Source organism: Paenibacillus amylolyticus, assembly GCF_001570725.1.
Lineage (GTDB): Bacteria > Bacillota > Bacilli > Paenibacillales > Paenibacillaceae > Paenibacillus > Paenibacillus amylolyticus_A.
In genome coordinates, this window is the sequence record NZ_BCNV01000011.1 from 1 (window position 1) to 21,253 (window position 21,253).

The 21,253-nt window shown below is 47.1% G+C and carries 23 protein-coding genes, 1 rRNA gene and 1 other annotated feature; all 24 genes read right to left on the reverse strand.

Features of this window, described 5'->3' with window-relative positions:
• Positions 1-139 (reverse strand): 16S ribosomal RNA (locus PAHA3_RS27205); the annotation flags it as partial.
• 551 nt (positions 140-690) lie between these two features.
• Entirely contained in the window at positions 691-2,319 is a 1,629-nt protein-coding gene (locus PAHA3_RS27210; RefSeq protein WP_062837790.1) for a LysM peptidoglycan-binding domain-containing protein, read from the reverse strand.
• A gap of 194 nt (positions 2,320-2,513) precedes the next feature.
• Positions 2,514-3,398 carry a branched-chain-amino-acid transaminase gene (gene ilvE / locus PAHA3_RS27215; RefSeq protein WP_017692630.1) on the reverse strand — a complete coding sequence of 295 codons (885 nt, stop codon included), beginning with the start codon at positions 3,396-3,398 and terminating at the stop codon, positions 2,514-2,516.
• 148 nt (positions 3,399-3,546) lie between these two features.
• Positions 3,547-4,419 carry a prephenate dehydratase gene (gene pheA, locus PAHA3_RS27220; RefSeq protein WP_062837791.1) on the reverse strand — a complete coding sequence of 291 codons (873 nt, stop codon included), beginning with the start codon at positions 4,417-4,419 and terminating at the stop codon, positions 3,547-3,549.
• On the reverse strand, positions 4,416-5,384 hold the full coding sequence (gene thrB, locus PAHA3_RS27225) for a homoserine kinase (protein WP_062837792.1): 969 nt from the start codon (positions 5,382-5,384) through the stop codon (positions 4,416-4,418). The genes pheA and thrB overlap by 4 nt, the downstream gene beginning before the upstream one ends.
• Positions 5,381-6,451, reverse strand: coding sequence for a threonine synthase (gene thrC / locus PAHA3_RS27230; protein WP_036605915.1), 1,071 nt, complete (start codon positions 6,449-6,451; stop codon positions 5,381-5,383). Before thrC ends, thrB begins: the two co-directional genes overlap by 4 nt.
• A 115-nt stretch (positions 6,452-6,566) precedes the next feature.
• Positions 6,567-7,853 (reverse strand): homoserine dehydrogenase, encoded by a 1,287-nt coding sequence (locus PAHA3_RS27235; RefSeq protein ID WP_062837793.1) that lies wholly within the window; start codon positions 7,851-7,853, stop codon positions 6,567-6,569.
• A 58-nt stretch (positions 7,854-7,911) separates the two neighbouring features.
• Positions 7,912-8,349: an ACT domain-containing protein gene (locus PAHA3_RS27240; protein ID WP_017692625.1), complete on the reverse strand. Its 438-nt coding sequence runs from the start codon at positions 8,347-8,349 to the stop codon at positions 7,912-7,914.
• Positions 8,350-8,576: 227 nt separating this feature from the next.
• A complete protein-coding gene (gene obgE, locus PAHA3_RS27245; RefSeq protein ID WP_062837794.1) occupies positions 8,577-9,887 on the reverse strand; it encodes a GTPase ObgE in 1,311 nt (436 codons plus the stop codon).
• Positions 9,888-9,904: 17 nt separating this feature from the next.
• Positions 9,905-10,702 (reverse strand): Spo0B domain-containing protein, encoded by a 798-nt coding sequence (locus PAHA3_RS27250; protein WP_235599580.1) that lies wholly within the window; start codon positions 10,700-10,702, stop codon positions 9,905-9,907.
• Between the two features lie 90 nt (positions 10,703-10,792).
• Positions 10,793-11,104, reverse strand: coding sequence for a 50S ribosomal protein L27 (gene rpmA / locus PAHA3_RS27255; protein WP_017692622.1), 312 nt, complete (start codon positions 11,102-11,104; stop codon positions 10,793-10,795).
• A 23-nt stretch (positions 11,105-11,127) separates the two neighbouring features.
• Positions 11,128-11,457 carry a ribosomal-processing cysteine protease Prp gene (locus PAHA3_RS27260; RefSeq protein WP_036605912.1) on the reverse strand — a complete coding sequence of 110 codons (330 nt, stop codon included), beginning with the start codon at positions 11,455-11,457 and terminating at the stop codon, positions 11,128-11,130.
• A 14-nt stretch (positions 11,458-11,471) separates the two neighbouring features.
• Positions 11,472-11,783 (reverse strand): 50S ribosomal protein L21, encoded by a 312-nt coding sequence (gene rplU, locus PAHA3_RS27265; RefSeq protein WP_062837795.1) that lies wholly within the window; start codon positions 11,781-11,783, stop codon positions 11,472-11,474.
• A gap of 14 nt (positions 11,784-11,797) precedes the next feature.
• Positions 11,798-11,882 (reverse strand) — a sequence feature (ribosomal protein L21 leader region).
• 56 nt (positions 11,883-11,938) lie between these two features.
• Complete coding sequence (locus PAHA3_RS27270; RefSeq protein ID WP_062837796.1) at positions 11,939-13,189, reverse strand: Rne/Rng family ribonuclease; 1,251 nt, start codon at positions 13,187-13,189, stop codon at positions 11,939-11,941.
• 106 nt (positions 13,190-13,295) lie between these two features.
• Positions 13,296-14,156 (reverse strand): M50 family metallopeptidase, encoded by an 861-nt coding sequence (locus PAHA3_RS27275; RefSeq protein ID WP_062837797.1) that lies wholly within the window; start codon positions 14,154-14,156, stop codon positions 13,296-13,298.
• A complete protein-coding gene (locus PAHA3_RS27280) occupies positions 14,149-14,997 on the reverse strand; it encodes a M23 family metallopeptidase (RefSeq protein ID WP_062837798.1) in 849 nt (282 codons plus the stop codon). Before PAHA3_RS27280 ends, PAHA3_RS27275 begins: the two co-directional genes overlap by 8 nt.
• Positions 14,998-15,145: 148 nt before the next feature.
• A complete protein-coding gene (gene minD, locus PAHA3_RS27285; protein ID WP_053783092.1) occupies positions 15,146-15,940 on the reverse strand; it encodes a septum site-determining protein MinD in 795 nt (264 codons plus the stop codon).
• Positions 15,941-15,943: 3 nt separating this feature from the next.
• Positions 15,944-16,606 carry a septum site-determining protein MinC gene (gene minC / locus PAHA3_RS27290; RefSeq protein ID WP_017692615.1) on the reverse strand — a complete coding sequence of 221 codons (663 nt, stop codon included), beginning with the start codon at positions 16,604-16,606 and terminating at the stop codon, positions 15,944-15,946.
• Positions 16,607-16,680: 74 nt separating this feature from the next.
• A complete protein-coding gene (gene mreD / locus PAHA3_RS27295) occupies positions 16,681-17,214 on the reverse strand; it encodes a rod shape-determining protein MreD (protein WP_062837799.1) in 534 nt (177 codons plus the stop codon).
• On the reverse strand, positions 17,214-18,086 hold the full coding sequence (gene mreC / locus PAHA3_RS27300; protein WP_062837800.1) for a rod shape-determining protein MreC: 873 nt from the start codon (positions 18,084-18,086) through the stop codon (positions 17,214-17,216). Before mreC ends, mreD begins: the two co-directional genes overlap by 1 nt.
• 186 nt (positions 18,087-18,272) lie before the next feature.
• Positions 18,273-19,307: a rod shape-determining protein gene (locus PAHA3_RS27305; protein WP_024633969.1), complete on the reverse strand. Its 1,035-nt coding sequence runs from the start codon at positions 19,305-19,307 to the stop codon at positions 18,273-18,275.
• 183 nt (positions 19,308-19,490) lie between these two features.
• Positions 19,491-20,180 (reverse strand): RadC family protein, encoded by a 690-nt coding sequence (gene radC / locus PAHA3_RS27310; RefSeq protein WP_036673540.1) that lies wholly within the window; start codon positions 20,178-20,180, stop codon positions 19,491-19,493.
• Between the two features lie 40 nt (positions 20,181-20,220).
• On the reverse strand, positions 20,221-20,832 hold the full coding sequence (locus PAHA3_RS27315) for a Maf family protein (protein ID WP_062837801.1): 612 nt from the start codon (positions 20,830-20,832) through the stop codon (positions 20,221-20,223).
• A 95-nt stretch (positions 20,833-20,927) separates the two neighbouring features.
• A complete protein-coding gene (locus tag PAHA3_RS27320) occupies positions 20,928-21,170 on the reverse strand; it encodes a DUF4321 domain-containing protein (RefSeq protein ID WP_047841183.1) in 243 nt (80 codons plus the stop codon).
• Positions 21,171-21,253 lie beyond the last annotated feature (83 nt).

Below are 21,253 nucleotides of genomic sequence, written 5' to 3' on the forward strand. Positions count from 1 at the left end.
AGGGCAGGTTGCCTACGTGTTACTCACCCGTCCGCCGCTAACCATCAGAGAAGCAAGCTTCTCTTCAAGTCCGCTCGACTTGCATGTATTAGGCATGCCGCCAGCGTTCGTCCTGAGCCAGGATCAAACTCTCCAATAAAGTATTGAAAAGAGCGATAAGCTCATTTTGAATCTGACGAGATTAAAAATCTCATTTGTGCTTCGAAATCATACAGTCCGAAGACTTGTACTCATTTCTCAGCGTCGATCTTGCAAGCAAGATCGTTACTCACTCGTTGTTCAGTTTTCAAAGATCAAACTTGTTTGTCATTTCTTGTGTTTCCCGTGTCAGCCGTGTGTTTCAGCGGCGACTTAAATAATATATCATACGGCTGAATCTAATGCAACAGTTTTTTTCATTTCTTTTCTTTCGTAGTTTTGCACACCAGCTAAAGCTATCGTATGGGTACCCTAACTTGTCTATCATAAATAATGTGCTCACAGGGTACAAATATATTAACACAATTATGAAAGGGTTTACAATACTTTAGCAATAAAATGCCTTTATCAATCCTAAACAGCCATATCTCCGTTATGCTTACGTGAGTCAATCTATACTCAAACAAACGGGAAGCCAGCTCTCTATTACAGAGCTGGCTTCCCGCTGATATAACAATTCCCCTGCTTCTTTACCAATCGCAATCCTCTAATTTAGTTTTGTATCCATGGATTACGACGCTTTTTATTGGATTTCCGTTGGTTGGAAGTTGCTACACCTTCCCTGGATGTTTTCCCGGACACGGATACCTTGGATTTATTCTTCAAAGGAGCCTTGGTTGTTCTACGTTTCGCAGCGGTCGGCTTATTCCCGGCTTGCTTGGACTTCGCCTCTGAATCCGCTCCAGCCTCTTCAAGCCCTACCTGACTTAAGTTAGCGTCGTCACGCCCCCCTTTTTTACCACCCTTACCTTGGCCTTGTGGAGGGTACAATTCACCGAAAGCACCAAGCGGGGACGGTGGGACCATGTTCTGGGTAGGGTACGGGTTCTGATAAGCATACTCGATAGGCTGGTTTGGCATCGTTGATGTGGACATTTCAGGCGGCATACCGTACGAAGGACCGTACATATTCCAAGCTGGATCCTGATAACCATGTGAAGGATAAGTATACTGAGGCACATGTGTATGTGAACCACATCCGCATGGAGGGTAAGGAAGCATCGAATATGGGGATATAAAAGGTGGCTGATGATTCATATGACTAGGTGCGACATACGATGGAAATGGACTATTCACATGGCCAGCTGGCGATATTGGAAATGAATTGTTTTGCATTTCTGGGGATAAATTTGGCATAACATTGTTGTGATTATGGCTCTGCTCCGCCCCAGTCCATGGACTGTTCGGCAGATCACTGCCACTATAAGGACTAACTTCCGGAATCCCCGGGAACGGTGCATTGTTGCTCGCTCCTGCCGTGTACATGTCTTGCTGAACACCATACACCTCTTGTACAGGGACAGGGATTTGAACATAAGGATGCTCCGCTGGCGCATGATGCAACTTATTACCACAACCGCAAGGTTTTTTCGTTGCTGGTGCAACCTCAGCTGGAGACTTTGTATTTGGCATTACAGGCAAGGGCATAATTTCAGGCGAAAGATTGGGCATTGTGTATTTCTTGGATTCTGCTACCGGTTTTACGTTAACTTCAGGTTTAACCTCTTCTTTTTTGTGCGTTTCCTTTTCAGGCTTCACTTCAGGAAGTACAGGCAACTGTGGCAGTGCCTCCAGTTCAGGCTTCACATTTGGCTTTTCCGGATTGGCTGGTGGTGGTACAGGAACTGGGACCGGAACTGGAACCTCTGCTACCGGAGCAGGAGGAACTGGTGCAACTGGCGCCGGTGGTTCCGGTTCTTTGACTCCTGTGTATTCCTTACCTTCTGGCGAAAGCTTTTCATGCGCAGCAATGTTGCTGGCACCCGTATTAGACGTGGTGTTTCCTTGTGCATGCATCGAGGGAATGTAGACCGTTTCCCCCACCAGCAGAGCGTTCGGATTTTTCAACTGCGGATTGGCATTGATCATATCTTTTAAAGGAACTCCCCAGGCTTGTGACAACTTCCATAACGAATCTCCTTGCTGAACCTTGTGACTGTGCAGCACGCCTTCCGGTTTCGGTGTTACTGGCTCTGCAGGGATTTTGACCTTCATGCCAATATCCAACTTGTCGGGATTTGTGATTTGCGGATTAGCCGCGATTAATTTGTCCAGCGCTACATTGTATTTTTGGGACAGCAGATATAATGTGTCGCCTTTTTTCACCATGTGTATTTTCACAGGGAACTAACCTCCTAGACGTCATACTTGGGCAGTACATTCGCCCATACCGTTACTACATCCTATGCAGAAACCGGGCTAATGACATCAACTAAACAAAAAAAATCCTCCTGCCTCTAAAATCCCCATACGCCAGGTATGCTGAATTTTATCGGACAAGAAGGATTCCTGTTCCCTATGCTATTCGCTCAATCTTAAGATTCCCACACTTTATAGCCATCTTTGTCAACAATCTGACGGAATGCTTCAAGCAGTCTCAGCGTTACCGGACCTGCTACACCCGTACCAATTGTTCTTCCATCGACTTCATATGCAGCGATAACTTCTGCAGCTGTCCCGGTGAAAAAGACTTCGTCTGCGATATACACATCATGCAGAGTGAATGGCACTTCTTTTAATTCAAGCTCCAGTTCGCCACATAGATCGATAATCGCTTGACGTGTAATCCCTTCAAGTGCTCCGAGATAACAAGGGGGCGTGTACACTACACCATTTTTGATGATGAAGATGTTATCACTTGAACCCTCAGTTACGTAACCTTGGGAGTTCAGCATAATCGCTTCACCAGCACCTGAATAGTTAGACTGAATTTTAACCAGGATGTTATTCAGGTAGTTCAACGATTTAATTTTCGGATTCAATGCGTCCGGAATGTTTCGGCGTTGGGATACAGACACTGCTTTCAATCCAGTAAGATATGCTTCCTCCGGATAGATCGCCAATTGCTCCACAATGATGATTACAGATGCCTTAGGGCAACGTAGCGGGTCCAACCCCAGATTACCAGGGCCACGCGATACAATAAGACGAATATAACCATTACGCATATCATTACGGCGTACCGTTTCAGCCATGACTTCCAGCATCTCATCAATGGACAGCGGGATGTTCAAACTGATGGATTTCGCTGAATCATACAAACGATCCAAGTGGGCCTTACATCTGAAAATGTTTCCGTTATAGATCCGAATACCCTCGAAAATCCCGTCTCCATACAAAAATCCATGGTCATATACCGAAACGGTTGCGTTCTCCTTGGTCACATACTGACCATCCAAATAGATCCATTGTTCTGCCACCGATGACTGCACCTCCATAAAATATCCATTCCTTAAACTCCGAAACGTTATTAACCCGTCCATTGTACACCAAATGACAAGCGATTACTCGCTCATTCTACCCCGACTTATGACAACCTTCTAACATTCACAACCACCATCAGGTCGATTACCTCGAAGGATATGTATAACAAGGATAGCTACCCAAAACGCGCACCTGACAATTCAATGCTTCAATCTCGGCCATGGCTGCGGTCAGTAAAACCGAATCGACCGTTTCCACAACATCAATGTAAAAATAGTAACTGCCCAATCGTTTCTTCGTTGGACGTGATTCAAGACGGGTCAGGTTCAGCTTCCGCCAGGCAAAAGCCGACAATACCTGATGCAACGCACCCGGTGCATCTTCTGGCAACGTCACCAGCAAGCTGGTTTTCACATGATCCGGTTTACGCGGAATGTTCACAGGTTCATGACCGATGAGCACAAAACGCGTATAGTTGTTGTCATGATCTGTAACTCGTTCAGCCATAATGTCCAGGCCATGCTTCTGAGCAGCAAGCTTTGTACCGATCGCCACCCAGCCCTTACCTGGATTTTTTTTCACAATTTCTACAGCTTCGGCTGTACTGTTCACGCCTTCAAGGTCTGCCCCAGGCGAATGCAGGCGAATAAAATTCTGACACTGTGGAATAGCCACAGGATGGGACATGATCTTGGTAATTCTACCGAAATCATACTCGCCGCTCTCCGTCTTAAATTCCGAGCCATGTCCAATAACATTCTGGATGGATGGGTACACCCATTCCGCTTGCATCGGAATGTCCACCTCGTTCACAAGCCAGTCCATATGGAGGCTAACAGAACCTTCAATTGTATTTTCAATTGGGATAACACTGTATTGTGCATTCCCGCTATCCGTTGCTCGAAAAACATCCGAAATCAGCTTGGAGTGAAGCAAATCTAACGGTTCACCGTTAAAAAGGAAATCAATCGCTTCATGAGAAACCGAGCCTTCAGGTAATACTGCAATTCGTTTCATGCATTAACTTCCCCTTTGATTCTGTCCAAAAATGGACGTTCGTCTTGATCAGGCAGCACGGTTACACCGTCCAAATCCGGATCGAGCCACAGTGCAGAAGCAGATATGCCCTCCCGCTCCATGGTGTCCAGCAAATATTGTTCCAATTCCGCTTTTCGTGTGTCATGACGATCTACCAAAGTCAACACAGTTGGCCCAGCTCCGCTCAGTGCAGCTCCCAAAGCTCCATGATCGACAGCGTGCTCCAATATTTCAGACATACCTGGTACCAATGATGCCCGGTATGGTTGGTGAATTCGATCTGACATCGCCTTCTGTATCATATCCAGTCGTCCACTTGCCAAAGCTGCAACGAGCAGCGAGGATCTGCTAATGTTATGCACGACATCAGACATGCCAAATTGCTCTGGAATCACATTCCTTGCTTTTGAAGTAGACAGCTGAAATTCAGGTACAATAACCAAAGCTTGCAGATCTTGATGTGGCTCAATGCGAATATGATCCACCCGCTCACCATCCCATGCAGCTGTAATAATACCGCCATATAGAGATGCACCCACATTATCAGGATGTTTCTCAAGGGATGTGGCCATATCCAAGAGCTTGGCATCGGATAATGGAGCGCCAATCAATACATTCGCTGCCGCCAGTGCACCAACGATGGCCGATGCACTGCTCCCGAGTCCCCGCGTAAGCGGAATATCGGAATACATAGAAATCTCCAATTCAGGTACGGATACCCCAGCTTCATTGAATACCATCTGTGCAACTTCGTAAATCAAATTCGATTTATCTGTTGGCAGGCCTGTCAAATGATTGCCGTGAAGATGAAATGTCGTCTGCTCGGCAGGTTTCATTTCCAACCAGGCATACAAAGACAATGCCAAGCCCAGGGTATCAAACCCCGGACCGAGATTGGCTGTGCTTGCAGGTATTTTTACGGTTACCTTTTCACGCAAACTCATACAGATTGCTGCTCCAGTTGTGCAATGGCTGCCATTACTGCTTCTTCCGTATCTTCAACAACAAGTGGCTCAGTCGCTACCGTTTTGATCGCAATATTAGGATCTTTCAGGCCATTACCTGTCAGCACACAAACGACAGTCTCTCCGCCTTTAAAGTACCCTTCACTCTTCAGTTTGTATACACCGGCAAGGGAAGCGGCAGAAGCAGGTTCTGCAAAAATCCCTTCACGAGAAGCAAGTGTACGATACGCTGTCAGGATTTGTTCATCCGTTACATAGTTAATCTGTCCGCCAGATTCCTCAGCTGCAGCTACTGCTGTTTTCCAGCTTGCCGGATTACCAATTCGAATCGCTGTTGCCACCGTTTCAGGTTCAAGGATCGGCTCACCTTTGACAATAGCCATCGCACCTTCAGCTTCGAAACCAACCATGCGTGGCAACGTGTTGGATTTGCCTGCCTCTTTATATTCCTTGAAACCTTTCCAATAAGCCGAGATATTACCCGCATTACCGACTGGAATAGCCAGAACGTCCGGTGCTTCGCCAAGTTGTTCAATAACTTCAAACGCCGCTGTCTTCTGTCCTTCAATCCGGAACGGATTCACGGAGTTTACAAGTGTGATCGGATGCTTGGCTGTAATCTCACGCACAATCTCCAGTGCACGGTCAAAGTTACCATTGATTGCGATCACTTTAGCTCCATAGATCATGGCTTGGGCCAGTTTACCCAGTGCAATGTTGTTATTCGGGATCAGCACGATACAATTGAGACCTCCACGTGCGGCATAAGCCGCTGCCGCTGCTGATGTGTTACCTGTAGATGCACACATGATCGTACGGCTGCCCTCTTCCATGGCTTTAGCAACAGCCATAACCATTCCGCGGTCTTTGAAAGAACCCGTAGGGTTCAAGCCTTCATACTTGAAGTAAACATTTAAGCCGAGTTCCTCAGACAGATTCTCTGCATGAATCAAAGGTGTGTTTCCTTCCTGAAGCGTAAGCAGGGGTGTATTTTCGTTAACTGGAAGGTGCTCTCTGTATGTTTGCAAAAGTCCTTGATATCTCATTGTGGGTAAACTCCTTTATGTTTTAATAATCTGAAATGATGACCTGTTGTACCGGATATGATTAACTTGTACGTTATAACTGAACTAATTGAGATGCCGTACGGGATACGAACAACTATCCTTCCACCCGATACACACTCTTAATGCGGCGAATGACACTGAGTGATTCAAAGTGTTTCAACACTTTATCCATGCTTGCCTTACTTGCATTATGTGTAACGATAATGATCTCGGCATCCGGGTTGTGCTCATTCGGCTGTTGAACAACCGAGGCCAGACTGACATCATATTCTGCGAAAATTTGTGTGATTTGTGCCAATACACCGGCTTTGTCGTCAACGTGTAGTAAAATAAAGTTTTTCGACACGATCTGCTCGTCGCTTTGCAGTCGCTTCGTCTTATAAGGCACAATCGCTTTTAGACCGTTTACGCCAAGTTTAAGGTTTTTGGTAACCGCCACAATGTCAGCTACAACAGAAGTTGCCGTTGGGAGTTCTCCCGCACCTGCACCGTAGAACATCGTCTCCCCTACAGCTTCGCCGTGTACATATACTGCGTTGAAGACACCGTTGACTGAAGCAATCGGGTGATTCTGTCTAACCATAGTCGGCTGAACGCTAATCGTGATCTCATCGTCAATACGGTCCGCAATACCAAGCAATTTCATCTCATATCCAAGTCTTCTGGCATACGTAATGTCTTCACGGGTTACGGAGGATATGCCTCTGACAGTTACATCCTTCAACTCCACATTGGTGCGGAAACCGAGTGTACTCAAGATCGCCATTTTGCGAGCTGCGTCAAGTCCTTCTACATCGGAGGTTGGATCCGATTCAGCGTATCCCAAAGCCTGCGCCTCGGCCAGCACCTCTTCATAGGATGCACCTTCCTGACTCATTTTCGTCAAAATAAAGTTCGTTGTTCCGTTCACAATACCCATAATGCGGGTAATTCGATCGGAAGAGAAACCTTCAATCAACGTACGAATGATTGGAATACCACCCGCAACACTCGCCTCATAGAAGACATCACATTGTTTTTCCTGTGCCTTCGCCAAAATCTCCGTACCGTGCAGGGCCATAAGATCCTTGTTCGCAGTTACGATATGCTTCCCCCGTTCCAACGCTTCAAGAATATACTCCTTCGTCTGATCAATACCGCCCATGACTTCAACGATGACATCAATATCCGGATGACGAATGACTTCCCAAGGATCTTCCGTAAGTTTGGCACGATCTACAGCAATGACACGGTCTTTCTCTGTATTTTTCACTGCGATCTTCTCGATGACAATCGGCGATCCAACCTGACTGCTCAGATCCTCCTGATTTCCTTCCACAATGCGAACGACTCCCGTTCCGACAGTTCCTAGACCCAACAATCCGACTTTTACCGGTTTCACTAACGATCTACCCCCTAATGTCTATTCTTGTCCGTCAGTCCTGTATGTTAAAGCCTAATTAACCTTGGCCTACAATACGCGTGCGCCTTACTCCAGGCATATCTTGCATTCGATCCAGCATTTCACCAATTTCGCCATGAAGATGTGTTGTTTCCACCGAAATGACCACATTGGCCCTTCCCTGAAGCGGGATACTCTGATTAATGGTAAGTACATTGGCCCCATAACCAGCTACATGTCCAAGCACACGAGACAAGATACCCGACTGATGCTCCAGATCAATGGAGATGGTTACAATTCTCTCGCGCTCAAGCTGGTTGATCAGATGAATTCCATCCTTGTACTTATAAAAGGCACTCCGGCTTAATCCGACCTGCTCAACCGCCTCATGCACTGTTTTAACATCACCGGAAGCCAGTAGCTCTTTTACCTGCATGGTCTTCACTACAGCCTCTGGTAAAATATCTTCCCGTACTAAGTAATAGCGTTCGTTCACAGAACGTCCTCTCCTCAAAGACTCATGTATTCATATAGTGGACATTATATAGGATCTATGCCAAAAGGGCAATACATGACACGCCTATTTTTTGAAATACGTTCCTCACAGTATACAAGTTTATCCCTCTCCCATGTCAGAAAAAACAAAAAAACGCAGAGCCGTGGGTCAACTTCCCACTTCTCTGCGTCCATATATTAATCTGTCTCTCCATGGAAGACGGCTACTTAGTAGTAACTGCTGCCTTCCACGAATTCGAATTCAAAGTCTCCGATGCGCACGATGGTGCCTTCTACAGCTCCGCGCTTACGCAACTCAGCATCCACACCCATATAACGCAGTGTACGTGCGAGTTTCAGTATAGCCTCATGCGAGTTCAGTTGCATCCGTTTCATCATGCGGTCAATCTTGGCACTTTCGACAACGAACATTTCATTCTCACGCACAATTTTGAAACCATCGTCTTCTTTTTTGTCCAGACTATATACTTTACGTTCAGATACATCTGCTACCTCTTCAACCACTCGCTCGTCTGGAGCCTGATCCAGCAGATCAGCTGCACGATACAGAAGTTCTTGAATCCCTTTCCGGGTCAAGGATGAAATTGGCATCACTTCAATATCAGGTTGAACTTCACGAACTTGCTGTAAGAATTGCTCCAGGTTCGCTTCAGAGTCTGGCATATCCATTTTGTTAGCTGCGACAACTTGCGTTCTCTCGGCGAGAAGCGGATTGTACAGCTTCAATTCGTCATTGATTTTCTGCCAGTCTTCAAAAGGATCACGTCCTTCTGAACCCGACATGTCCACCACATGAATAATAATACGGGTACGCTCGACATGACGTAAAAACTCATGTCCCAGTCCGATTCCTTCATGTGCGCCTTCAATCAGACCAGGCAAATCGGCCATAACGAAGCTACGACCTTCACCTACACCAACCACACCCAGATTCGGTGTAATAGTTGTGAAATGGTATGCACCAATCTTTGGCTTGGCTGACGAAACGACAGAAAGCAATGTGGATTTCCCGACACTTGGGAAACCAACCAAACCTACATCCGCCATAACTTTTAATTCGAGCACGATGTAACGCTCTTGTCCTTCTTCACCGTTCTCAGCAAGTTCAGGCGCAGGATTGTTCGGTGTGGCAAATCGGATGTTCCCCCGTCCGCCCCGACCACCACGAGCAATAACAACCTGTTGACCGTGACGTGTCATATCCGCCAGTACTTCTCCACTGTCTTCATCCAAGATGATAGTTCCTGGTGGAATGCGCACAATCATGTTCTCCGCGTTTGCACCATGCTGACTTTTATTACGTCCCTTCTCACCACGTGGGGCCTTGAAGTGACGCTGGTAACGGAAATCCATCAACGTCCGCAGACCTTCATCCACACGGAAAATGATGTCAGCTCCTCTGCCTCCATCGCCCCCGGCAGGTCCGCCGTTTGGTACATACTTCTCACGACGGAACGAAATAATTCCGTCCCCTCCGTCTCCGGCTTTCACATAAATCTTCGCTTTATCTACAAACATTGGTTAACCCCTTCTTCCTATATTCCACACGGCATTCTGAATTGTATAAACGTATCCTCAGACGGAAGCTGCTCCGTTCTGACTTTTTTTCCTTTGAGTACGGCAGTAAGCTGCCGCAGTGTTTCCGGATCGGGTGTTTGATCCCCATCCAGTCGGACAACTACATCTCCATGATCCTGTCCGAAGTTCAAGGTCAGTTTGCGAACCTCTCCCCAAGAAGACCGGCCGCCGCCATATTGATAGGCCCTAATTGCATCCGCAATCGCCCCGGTAAGTGACTCGCCATCCTCGGGAGAGACCAGAGCACTAAGCTGCAACTCATCTTCTATTTCCACATGCAATTCCAGCGCGATTCCACTGGCGCGAAATGACTGAAGATAAAATACGAGGGAAGGAATACCCAATCTGGAGATTCGGCTTTCTTCTGTAACCCGCTCTTTTATTCTTTCCACACATTGCAAGGATTTATCAAGTTTGCCCAGCCGAAGATATCCATATAACACCTGAAGGTCGTTCATCCAGTCGTGTCGATGATGATTTAATGAAGCAATTGCTGTCTTTTCCATGGATTGTATGATGGCTCTGCGTTCCGCCTCCGCCTGTTTCTTCATCGCATTCACAGAAATGAGCAATACTGCGACGGACCACAATGCGCACACGACGCTTGAGATCATCGCCGGATACAACATAACGAAAACCAAAGGAATCAGAAGTGAACATGCCGCAATCCACGGCACTCTTTTCCAAGATTTCATGGCTTCTCCCCGTTCTACAAAACTCGGTTGGTCTACACCCACCGTAACCAAGTATAACATGTCTTTTCTGCCAGTTCATTATCGAATAACCGTTGAATACAAAAAACCTCCGGCAAAAATGCCGAAGGCTCCTTAGGCGGAATGCCGATATTACGCTTCTACTGCAGCTGCTACAGGAGCAACGTTAACAGGATAGATGCTTACTTTTTTACGATCGCGACCCCAACGTTCGAATTTTACAACGCCGTCGATTTTCGCGAACAAAGTGTCATCTTTACCGATACCAACATTAGTTCCTGGGTGAATTTTCGTTCCGCGTTGGCGAACGAGAATGCTACCACCAGTTACAGTTTGACCATCAGCACGTTTAACACCCAGACGTTGAGCATTACTGTCACGTCCGTTCTTCGTGGAACCTACACCTTTTTTCGATGCGAATAACTGAAGATTTAATTTCAACATGATTGGTTGTCCTCCTTCTTTACTTATTTGAATTGCTGTATTTTAATATACTTCCCGTATGACTCTGCAATATTAGAGAGCATAACCACCATGGATTCGAGTAACAATTGTACCTGGGACCAGGTTTCCCCTCTCTCCAACAAAGGTAAAGAACCACTTAAAAAGCCATTCTTCATCTTGGCATCCATTTCGACACCGGTCAATGTTTCAATCGAGTTCACCGTACCCACTGTAACAGCGGATACCCCGGCACATACGATGTCTTCTCCCCGCTTGGCAAAATTAGCATGCCCTTCGATGGAAAAACGTTCGATGTTCCCGTCCTCATCACGAAAGATTTGAACGATAATCACTTATCGCACCTTCTTTACGCTTTGATTTTTTCGATAGTTACTTTAGTGTACGGTTGACGGTGACCTTGCTTCACATGGTAGTTCTTTTTAGGTTTGTATTTGTATACGATAACCTTTTGTCCTTTGCCATGTTTCTCCACTTTAGCCGTTACAGTAGCTCCGGAAATCAATGGTGTACCTGCTGTCAAACCTTGTTCGTTAGATACAGCCAGGACACGGTCGAACGTTACGCTTTCGCCATCGTTCGCAGTCAATTTCTCGATGAACAGAACATCGCCCTCTTGGACTTTGTACTGTTTGCCGCCTGTTTCAATAATTGCGTACATTTGCCTTGCACCTCCTCATGTCTCAGACTCGCCCGTTCTCAGGTGACAGTGTCCTTGCGGAACTGTTCTTATACCCGGCCAGTGCGGTTACAGCATGTGCAAGACCATTAGGCTAAACACATACTTGAAGATTATATCACGCAATATATCAAAAATCAATGCAAAGGTGAAATATATCTTTTTCCCGTACCATGACAGGAAGAACACGGCTCCACATAGGGTAACGTGCTCTCTTCCCGCACTTTTTTGCGTGTCAGTTCTAGCAAGCCCAGCTTGGTCCAGCCCATCACGAACGCTTTGGTCCGATCCTTCTTGAGCTCACCCTCCAAGGTCGCCGCCACTTCATGCCGATTCGAAGCTTCCTCCATATCAATGAAGTCGACAATAATCATGCCACCGATATCTCGCAGGCGCATCAGACGGGCAATCTCCACTGCTGCCTGCATGTTCGTCTCTGTCACGGTCTCTTCCAGACTGTCACCGCCAGCTCCCGTATATTTGCCTGTGTTCACATCCACTACAGTCAGAGCTTCGGTATGATCAATGACGATATATCCGCCTCCAGGCAACCACACTTTCCGGGCAAAATCCTTGTTCAACTGCTCCTGCACACCATAAGCAGCAAAGATGGACTCTGTTCCCCGATACACCTGTACTTTGGGTTGATGACCGGGACTTATCTCTTCCAGCAACGCTTTTACCTCGCGGGCTTGTCCTTCACTATCAGTGATGACTTCGTCACTGCCTGGCGTATACACATCTCTGATGATTCGCTGTACCATGCTATGATCCCGATGCAATAGGCTCGGGGAAGGCAAACTGTCCGCTTTTTCGCGAATCAGGTACCACTGCGCACGTAATGTTTCCAAGTCTGCCTGAATGGCTTCATGCTGTTCTTCTGCAGATACGGTTCGGATAATAAGCCCCTCTTCATCCCGTCTCAGTTGCTCTCCAAGTGCCTTTAGGCGGGAACGATCCCCCTCACGGCCAATTTTCTTGGATACCGCCACATAGTCAGCAATAGGCATGTAGACAAGCCAGCGGCCCGGAAGTGAATAATGAGTCGTCACCCGGGCTCCCTTGCCTCCTACCGGTTCCTTCAGAACCTGAACAATGACTTCCTGACCCGGACGAAGCAACTCCGAGATGGAAGGCTTCACCTTGGGCTGCTTCTCCAGATGGGGATGCAACACATCGTCCACATATAGAAACGCATTCTTTTTCTGACCGATATCCACAAAAGCAGCCTGCATACCCGGTAACACATTCACGACCCGTCCCTTGAAAAAGGAACCCAGCAGTCCACGCTCGCGTGTACGTTCTGCCGTGAATTCCACAGCTTTGCCTTCTTCCAGAAGCGCCATTTGCATGAGGTTATGTTCATTATGTACAATCATTTGTTTCATGGCTTCACCTCTAGAAGACAATTCAATTCATCCACATCCATTTCAGTATCTTTACATTTCTCATTGTACATGTATTAACCCATTTCAGAACAGGTCCACCAGAACACTACAACTTATCGCCATTTTGTTGAAAATAGGAACCGATAATGCGTTGTTCAGGCAATACTGCCATAATTCGTCCCTGTCTGTTCATCACGTATACCATATGGTATCTTTCTCTCTTTAATAGACGCAAAATAGTGTCCAAAGGTTTCGCTGGAAATGAGATTATTGGCTGCGCCAAACTGCCAGTAGCCGCATGCCGAGCGAAAGCACCCTCCCGATTCATGAGAAAACGGATAAAGCGATAGGGCACATTTCGGTAATCCGTCAGGTTAGAATAGAACAAAAAAAGACCGATTAACAGAATGTTGAGCGGTAGGCCGTAATCTCCGGTAAGCCATCGGCTGATGGCAACCAAAATTACCCCTACGCTACAGAGGATGCTAATTCTGTAAGTCCACATTAATGTTGTATAGTAGGGTGCCCACAGACTGACAAGCGCCTGCACAATTTTACCGCCGTCCAGAGGCAGTAAGGGTAGCAGATTAAAGAGGGCAATGAGCAGATTCCCCTGAATGATGTAGTTCAGAAAAACAGGATCGCCCAGATTGCCATACTGCAGCAGCCATACCACGCCTACCATTAGCATGTTTTGCAATGGACCTGCCAGAGCGATCATGATTTCCCGGAAGGCCGTGATGTTGCCTCCATCTTCAATAACCGCCACCCCTCCAAAAGGGAGCATCTGGATGGATACGACACGACAGCCCAGAAGGGCCGCCGCCGCAGCATGTCCACATTCATGAATGAATACGATGGCAAACAACGTAATGAGTTCAATGAAATGTCCAGTCAGAAGAGAAGCCATCATGATAATTACAAAAAATGGGTGAAACGTAATACGCACTCCCCACACCCTAATCAAGGGCAACGACTTCCGCTGGGTCTACGTACTCCTCACCCTCTTTGACCGCAAAATAGAGCGTGGCCGGTTGTTCACCACCCGTAGTCTTGAGACTCCCTACCGCATTCCCCGCTTCAACCCAATCGTTCACGTTCACTTCACTTTCGTTCAACCGACCGTATATTGCCGTGACATTGCCTGTATGCTGGATGACAACCGTGAATCCACTTGCTGCATCTCCGATAACCTCCATGACACGCCCTGCATCCGAACTGGCGACCTGTATAAGTTCTGCACCTGCGGCATCCGGAACGATCTCAATTCCCTTCATGCTAAGCGCAAATGGCTGAACCACTGTGCCCGAGATCGGTTTGCCCAGTAACTGCCGAATACCGGAACCATTGACAGCATCCGTCGTATGTCCGAGAACCGGTAGAAACGAAGGCGTTCCTCCAAAGTGCCGTTCATACCAGGCTGCAGCAGAGGCAAAATCCATATCTCGATGGAGTGCATCGGCAATTACTGTTTTGGGTGATGTGGTCCACGAGGTATCCAATTGAAACAGCCCCCATACTCCGCCAAATATCAAAGCACTAATGGCTGTCCGCCTTAAAAGTGACTTGAACAGGTTGAATCTCGAATGCCCGCCTGGAACGAAATGACCATTCTCTTTTTTCCATAACCATTCCGGGTCTCTTTCCTGCATCCCTTCGCTAGACGTAAACGGCTTCCGGTGTATGATCTCATTCTTGTCCAATAGTGAACCTACTTTTTGCTCCTGCAAGACTTCCACAGTCGCACCGTCCATCAGTCGCCGAATGCGTTCTTCTCGTCTCTGCTTGATTCTGAGTTTCGTGTTCATGGAATGTCCTCCCGCCGAGGCTTGTTTACTACATCCTATGAAGAGGCGGTTGATAATATGAACAAGCCTGACGGCAGGCAACAAAAAAAGCCGGACTATAAGCCACGGCTGTCATGTATTCAGGTGATGAATAAGTTCGTTTAACGAATTAACCCATTCCGAAGAACTTTTTGAAGCGGGTAAAAGCACCCTTTTTCTGCTCCAGCTGCATCAATGGGACCGTATCTCCCAAAATGCGTCGTGCAATATTCCGATACGCAATCGCTGCAAGTGAATCCGGATTCATGACCGTAGGTTCTCCTGAATTGGCCGCTTTGATGACTAGCTCATCATCAGGTACGATACCAATCAGGTCAATATTAAGTACTTGTAAGATACCATCGATATCCAGCATGTCACCCGATTTAACCATATTATTGCGAATTCGATTCACCACCAGCTTCGGTGATTGAATGTGTGAACTCTCCAGCAGCCCGATGACACGATCCGCATCACGTACTGCAGCATTTTCCGGTGTAGTGACCACGATGGCCTGATCTGCTCCTGCTACCGCATTTTTGAAACCCTGCTCTATACCGGCTGGGCAATCAATAATGACGTATTCAAAATCTTTTTTTAGTTCAAGGATAATATCCTTCACCTGTTCTGGCGACACCGAGTTTTTGTCTCTCGTCTGCGCCGCAGGCAACATATATAATTCTTCGAAACGCTTGTCTTTGACCAAAGCCTGATTCAGACGGCAGCGGCCGTCCGCAACGTCGCACAGATCGTAAATAATACGGTTTTCGAGTCCCATCACGACATCCAAATTACGAAGGCCGATATCGGTATCTACCAGACAAACCTTTTTGCCGAGCAGCGCCAGCGCTGTCCCGATGTTTGCCGAGGTGGTTGTTTTACCCACGCCGCCTTTACCCGAAGTGATCACGATCGCCTCTCCCATGAGCTACACTCCTTTAAACACATTAAAATCTCGGCGCAACCGAACGATATTGCTCATCTTGTCTATCTGCATCTGATTGTCCTGTAAGTAAGCAAATTCCATTCCGGTCTCTCGGCTCTCCCATTCATCGGGAGGACGACTGATGATATCCGCAATCCGCAGCTGCGTCGGTGCAAACACCGAAGCGGCAATGATGGCTTCTTCGTCCCCGCCAATTCCGGCATGAGCCATACCTCTGAGTGAACCCAACACATATATATCTCCGGTACACGTCACCGTGCCCCCCGGATTGATATCCCCAAGAAACAGGAGATTTCCTTCATGATGAAGCACCTGGCCTGAACGCACCATACCACACATGGTTACAATCGGCGGCGGTCCTTTAACCTCCGGTTGGAGTGCAGGTGAGTCAATGGATCGAATAAGCAGATTCCCTTTTTGCTTCAATATATCGAGGATCGCTTCTTTCTGGTCCTCTGTCACTTCGCGGGCACCCAACTTGATATCCACATGAACAATCGGTCCGGTCAAAATATTTTGATGGCTGTGTTCCAGCTTATAGCGGAGCTCATAGAGCAATTCCTCGAATTCACATTGATCGTCCAACAGGAAAACCAGGCCGTCTCGGATGCCTTTAATCGTTACGTGATTCGATTTTACCGTCATAAGCCTGTCCCTCCCATCTCATTACATTTCGTGCCCGGGGCCCCAAGTTCCTGCTTTGCGCTCCATAAATGTATTTAAGAAGCTTCTTCTGTCTTGCTCCGTCTCTTGCCGATCCGCTCCAGTTGTTTCCGAAGCGGGACATAAATGATCAAGGCAAACACAAAATGAACGAACAAATTAGGAATCATGTATTCAAGCAACGCCCAGTCAAAGGTCACATGGTTAAGTTGGAAGAGCTTGTACAGGAAGAACAGCATGGTGTCATTAAGCAGACTTCCCAAAATGACAACCGATACCATAACCGGCAGAGGTGCACGCGGTGCTTGAAAAATGAGTCCCATCATGTATGCCGATAATCCCATGGAGAATCCGTAAGGTCCAATCATCTCGCCGTAGAATACGACGTCATGTAATAGTCCAAAAAATATACCGAGCACTAGTGCTGTGTGCCGATGATGATATACAGCGATAAACAAAATTACGATATAAACCAGATTGGCAGAAATACGCATCTGCCATCCAGAAGGAATGAGCAGAGGTAAAATCGTGCCTTCCGCAATGAACAAAACGAATAACAGCAGGAACAAGACTTGCTTGCGCGTCACCATTATTCTTTTACCTCAGGCGGGATAATGACAATCAGCTCTTTCCAGTCAAGGAAGCTTGCATACGGCTCAATTGTAGCTGTTTGCGTTAAACCATATTCACTTTTCTCTACACTCTTAACTTCGCCAATCCGCATATACTTGGGAAAGTTATTAATAATCCCGGAGGAGATGATTTCATCACCCTCTTTGATGTTTGAATCCTCTGAGATTTTGGTCATCTTGAGCATGCCCGTCTTCGGATCATAACTCTCAATCATACCAAACACTTTCTCCTTACCTACTGCCGTTGCTGCAATGGCATTGGATGTCGGATCATTGGCGTCCATAGACGTTAACAGATTAACCGTTGATGTATATGAGCTGACATGACTGATTACGCCGACCAGCCCTTCCTGCGAGGTAACGGCCATCCCAGGCTTAATTCCCGCATTATCACCGATATCAATGTTAATGGTTCTGCTGTTTGGATCTGAATTGGCACTGATAACCTGAGCAATTCGTGAACCATAATTATACCGATTCTTCTGTTCTTCGGTGAAATTGAGCGCTTTCTGAAGCTGCTCATTCACTTGCTCCATATCATTGTACTTCAGCCGATCTCGGGTATAGTGCCCCATCGCGATGCGAAGCTCTTCATTCTCTTCATATACCGTACGCATGTTCGCTACATCTTTGAAAAAGCCCGCTACATAGGAAGCGGGCTTGTAAAATACGTATTGTACAAATCCAACTGAATCCTTCAGGAATTTCTCCGGCCAGGATAGAGTGGTTCGCGGACTGAGCGTAAAGCCCATTAACGCGATAAATGTAACAAGGCCCACCAGCAAAACAAAAAGTCTTTTGTTGCCTAGCAGTTTAAACAGTTCGAACACCCTCTAACATCCATTATTCTCTTCCGAGCCATGCCCGGCGGGGAGACTGTCAGACCTGTAGTCCCTGCGAGAATATCAGCTGATCCTCCCCTGTTAAGCGGGTAATAGCTCATCCCCGGGGTTAACCGGGTACTCTATAACGATACCTTGCCACTTAGTCGCAATGCCAAGTTAGGCAAATACCAATTAACGTTTGGAACGAACTGCCGAACTGCTTCTGCTTTTGAACAAATGAATATTCTCTAGCGCTTTACCTGTTCCGATCGCTACACAATCCAACGGGTTCTCAGCCACAATGACAGGCATTCCTGTCTCACCAGCAAGAAGCTTGTCCAGATTGCGGAGCAGTGCTCCACCACCTGTAAGAACGATACCGCGGTCCATGATATCGGCTGCAAGTTCAGGCGGGCATTTTTCGAGTGTTACTTTTACCGCTTCAACAATCGCATTCACGGTATCAGCCAGCGCTTCGCTGATCTCGTCCGAAGTAATCGTGATCGTCTTCGGCAAACCTGTAACGAGGTCACGTCCACGAATTTCCATCGTTTCTACTTGCTCCAGTGGCATTGCTGATCCGATGTCCATCTTCAATTGCTCTGAAGTACGCTCACCGATCATCAGATTGTATTGGCGTTTGATGTACTGGATAACGGATTCATCCATCTCGTCACCCGCTACACGAACCGAACGGCTCGTTACAATACCGCCAAGAGAGATGACAGCCACTTCCGTTGTACCGCCACCAATATCGACAACCATACTACCCGTTGGTTCCCATACAGGCAGATCTGCACCAATTGCAGCTGCAAAAGGCTCTTCAATCGTATAGGCTTCACGTGCTCCAGCCTGTTTGGTTGCATCTTCAACCGCGCGTTGTTCTACTGCCGTAATCCCGGATGGTACACATACCATCACATTTGGATGACGCTGGAACATGGAGCGTTGTTTTTGCGCCTCACGGATGAAATATTTGATCATCGTTGCCGTTGTATCAAAATCAGCAATAACGCCATCTTTCATTGGACGAATAGCACGAATGTTACCTGGTGTACGACCAATCATTTTTTTGGCGGCTTCACCTACTGCCTCGATGCTTTTTGTATCTGTCCGTATAGCAACAACGGAAGGTTCCCGCACCACAATTCCTTTTCCTCGTACATAAACCAACGTATTTGCTGTCCCCAAGTCAATACCCAAATCTTTCGTAAAACCACCAAACATAACATAATCTCCTTTTCTGCCTCATATAGCCGCTCTATTCTGATCCAGAGCGTAACAATTTCATTCCCACGCAACACGTGGAGCTAATATTCGCATTTGTTTTTTTGCATTTGTAAAGTGAACCTATCTTTTACGGACAACGCCGTTAACATTCATAGGAAAACATCAACGCCAACCATTATATTATACTAAGCCCTTCTCCTTCAAACTTACGTAAGTTCCATCTCCGATAATAATATGATCAAGCACGTCAATGCCGACAATAGCACCTGCTTCAATCAGTCGCTTGGTTATTTGGATATCCTCCGGACTCGGCGTAGGATCACCACTGGGATGGTTGTGTGCGCACACAATCGATGCGCTGCTGCATTTGATGGCAGCCCGGAACACTTCACGCGGATGTACAATCGAAGCGTTAAGGCTGCCCATGGAGAGTGTTTCCTGGGCAATAATATGATTTTTGCTATTCAGAAAGAGACACACAAAATGTTCTTTCTGCAAGTAACGCAATTGTTCCATCAGGATGTCAGCTGCATCACGCGGTGTACGGATTGAAGTCGACTGTGTGAGTCTGCTCTTGGCAATCCGATGCCCCAGCTCAATGCCGGCTTTCAATTGCACAGCCTTGGCATTGCCGATCCCTTTCATCGCAGTCAATTCTTCCAGGCTCAGATCCATTAACGAGCGAATGCCACCCGCTTCGGCGAGAATCCGCTGTGCCATATGCACCGCGGATTCCTGTCTTGTGCCTGTTCGAAGTAAAATCGCCAGCAATTCAGCATGGCTTAAGGCGCCCGCCCCGTATTCCATCATGCGTTCTCTCGGGCGTTCTTCCTGGGGGATGTCGCGCATCATGTATTGAGGCGACTCCATATGTTCCCTCTTTTCAGTTCAAAACGTCAGTTGGCTTAACTCAAGTTCGCGGCAACACATGGACGCCAAACCCATCCAACATATCACTCAGCAAGGATAAGGGCAGGCCAACCACATTAAAATAACATCCTTCAATACGGTCGATCAGTGAAGCGCCAATGCCCTGAATGGCATAAGATCCTGCCTTATCCGAAGGCTCTCCTGTCTGCACATAGGCACGGATGGTCGCATCCGACAGTTCTTTCATCGTTACATCGGTTTGACGGTAATGAACAACCGACTGTCCGTTGCCTGCATCAATACAAGCTACGCCGGTAAACACCCGATGTACACGTCCCTGTAGACGGGATAACATACGTTCAGCATCCGCTTCGTCTATGGGTTTGCCTAGAATCTCACCATCCAAAACAACAACGGTGTCACTACCAACAATAATCGCTTCCTGCTCACGGCCTTCAAGCCCGCGATACACGGCAAGTGCCTTGCGCAAAGCAAGCTCCTGTACCGTCTGTTCAGGTGTCCACTCTGGTGGTGTGTCTTCATCGGCATGACTTGGTATTACATCAAACGCTAAGTGGAGTGATGCGATCAGTTCTTTGCGCCGAGGCGATGTGGAGGCCAGAATAATAGGGCGCTGCTGATTGTTATCCATAATGAACGGCTCCTTATGCTACGGCAACATCCTGTCCGGATCACGATAATAGATGTCACTGATTTTAATTTTTTTCGTCATAACTCGTCATTCTCCTACAGTCTGCGATACAGCCACACAGCGGCAATCATACCGATCAGACTAAGAAGGCTCATTTGAAATTGAAGTGAAATATCATAACTGATAATGTCCAGATCAGCCTGTGGCGACCAACGTATGGTCGTGGCTTTCGTAAGAAAGGCTACTGCCTTTACAGGCTGCAGTGCCTTGGCGATCCACGCTCCGGCCATCCAGCCGAGCAGCAGAAACAGCAATAACATGCCGAAGTTTTTTTTCATCGGTAATCTTCCCTCGCCATTTTTTGACACCCACATTATTATACGGGGTTTTGTACGTCAATACAAACACAAATCCGGCAAGG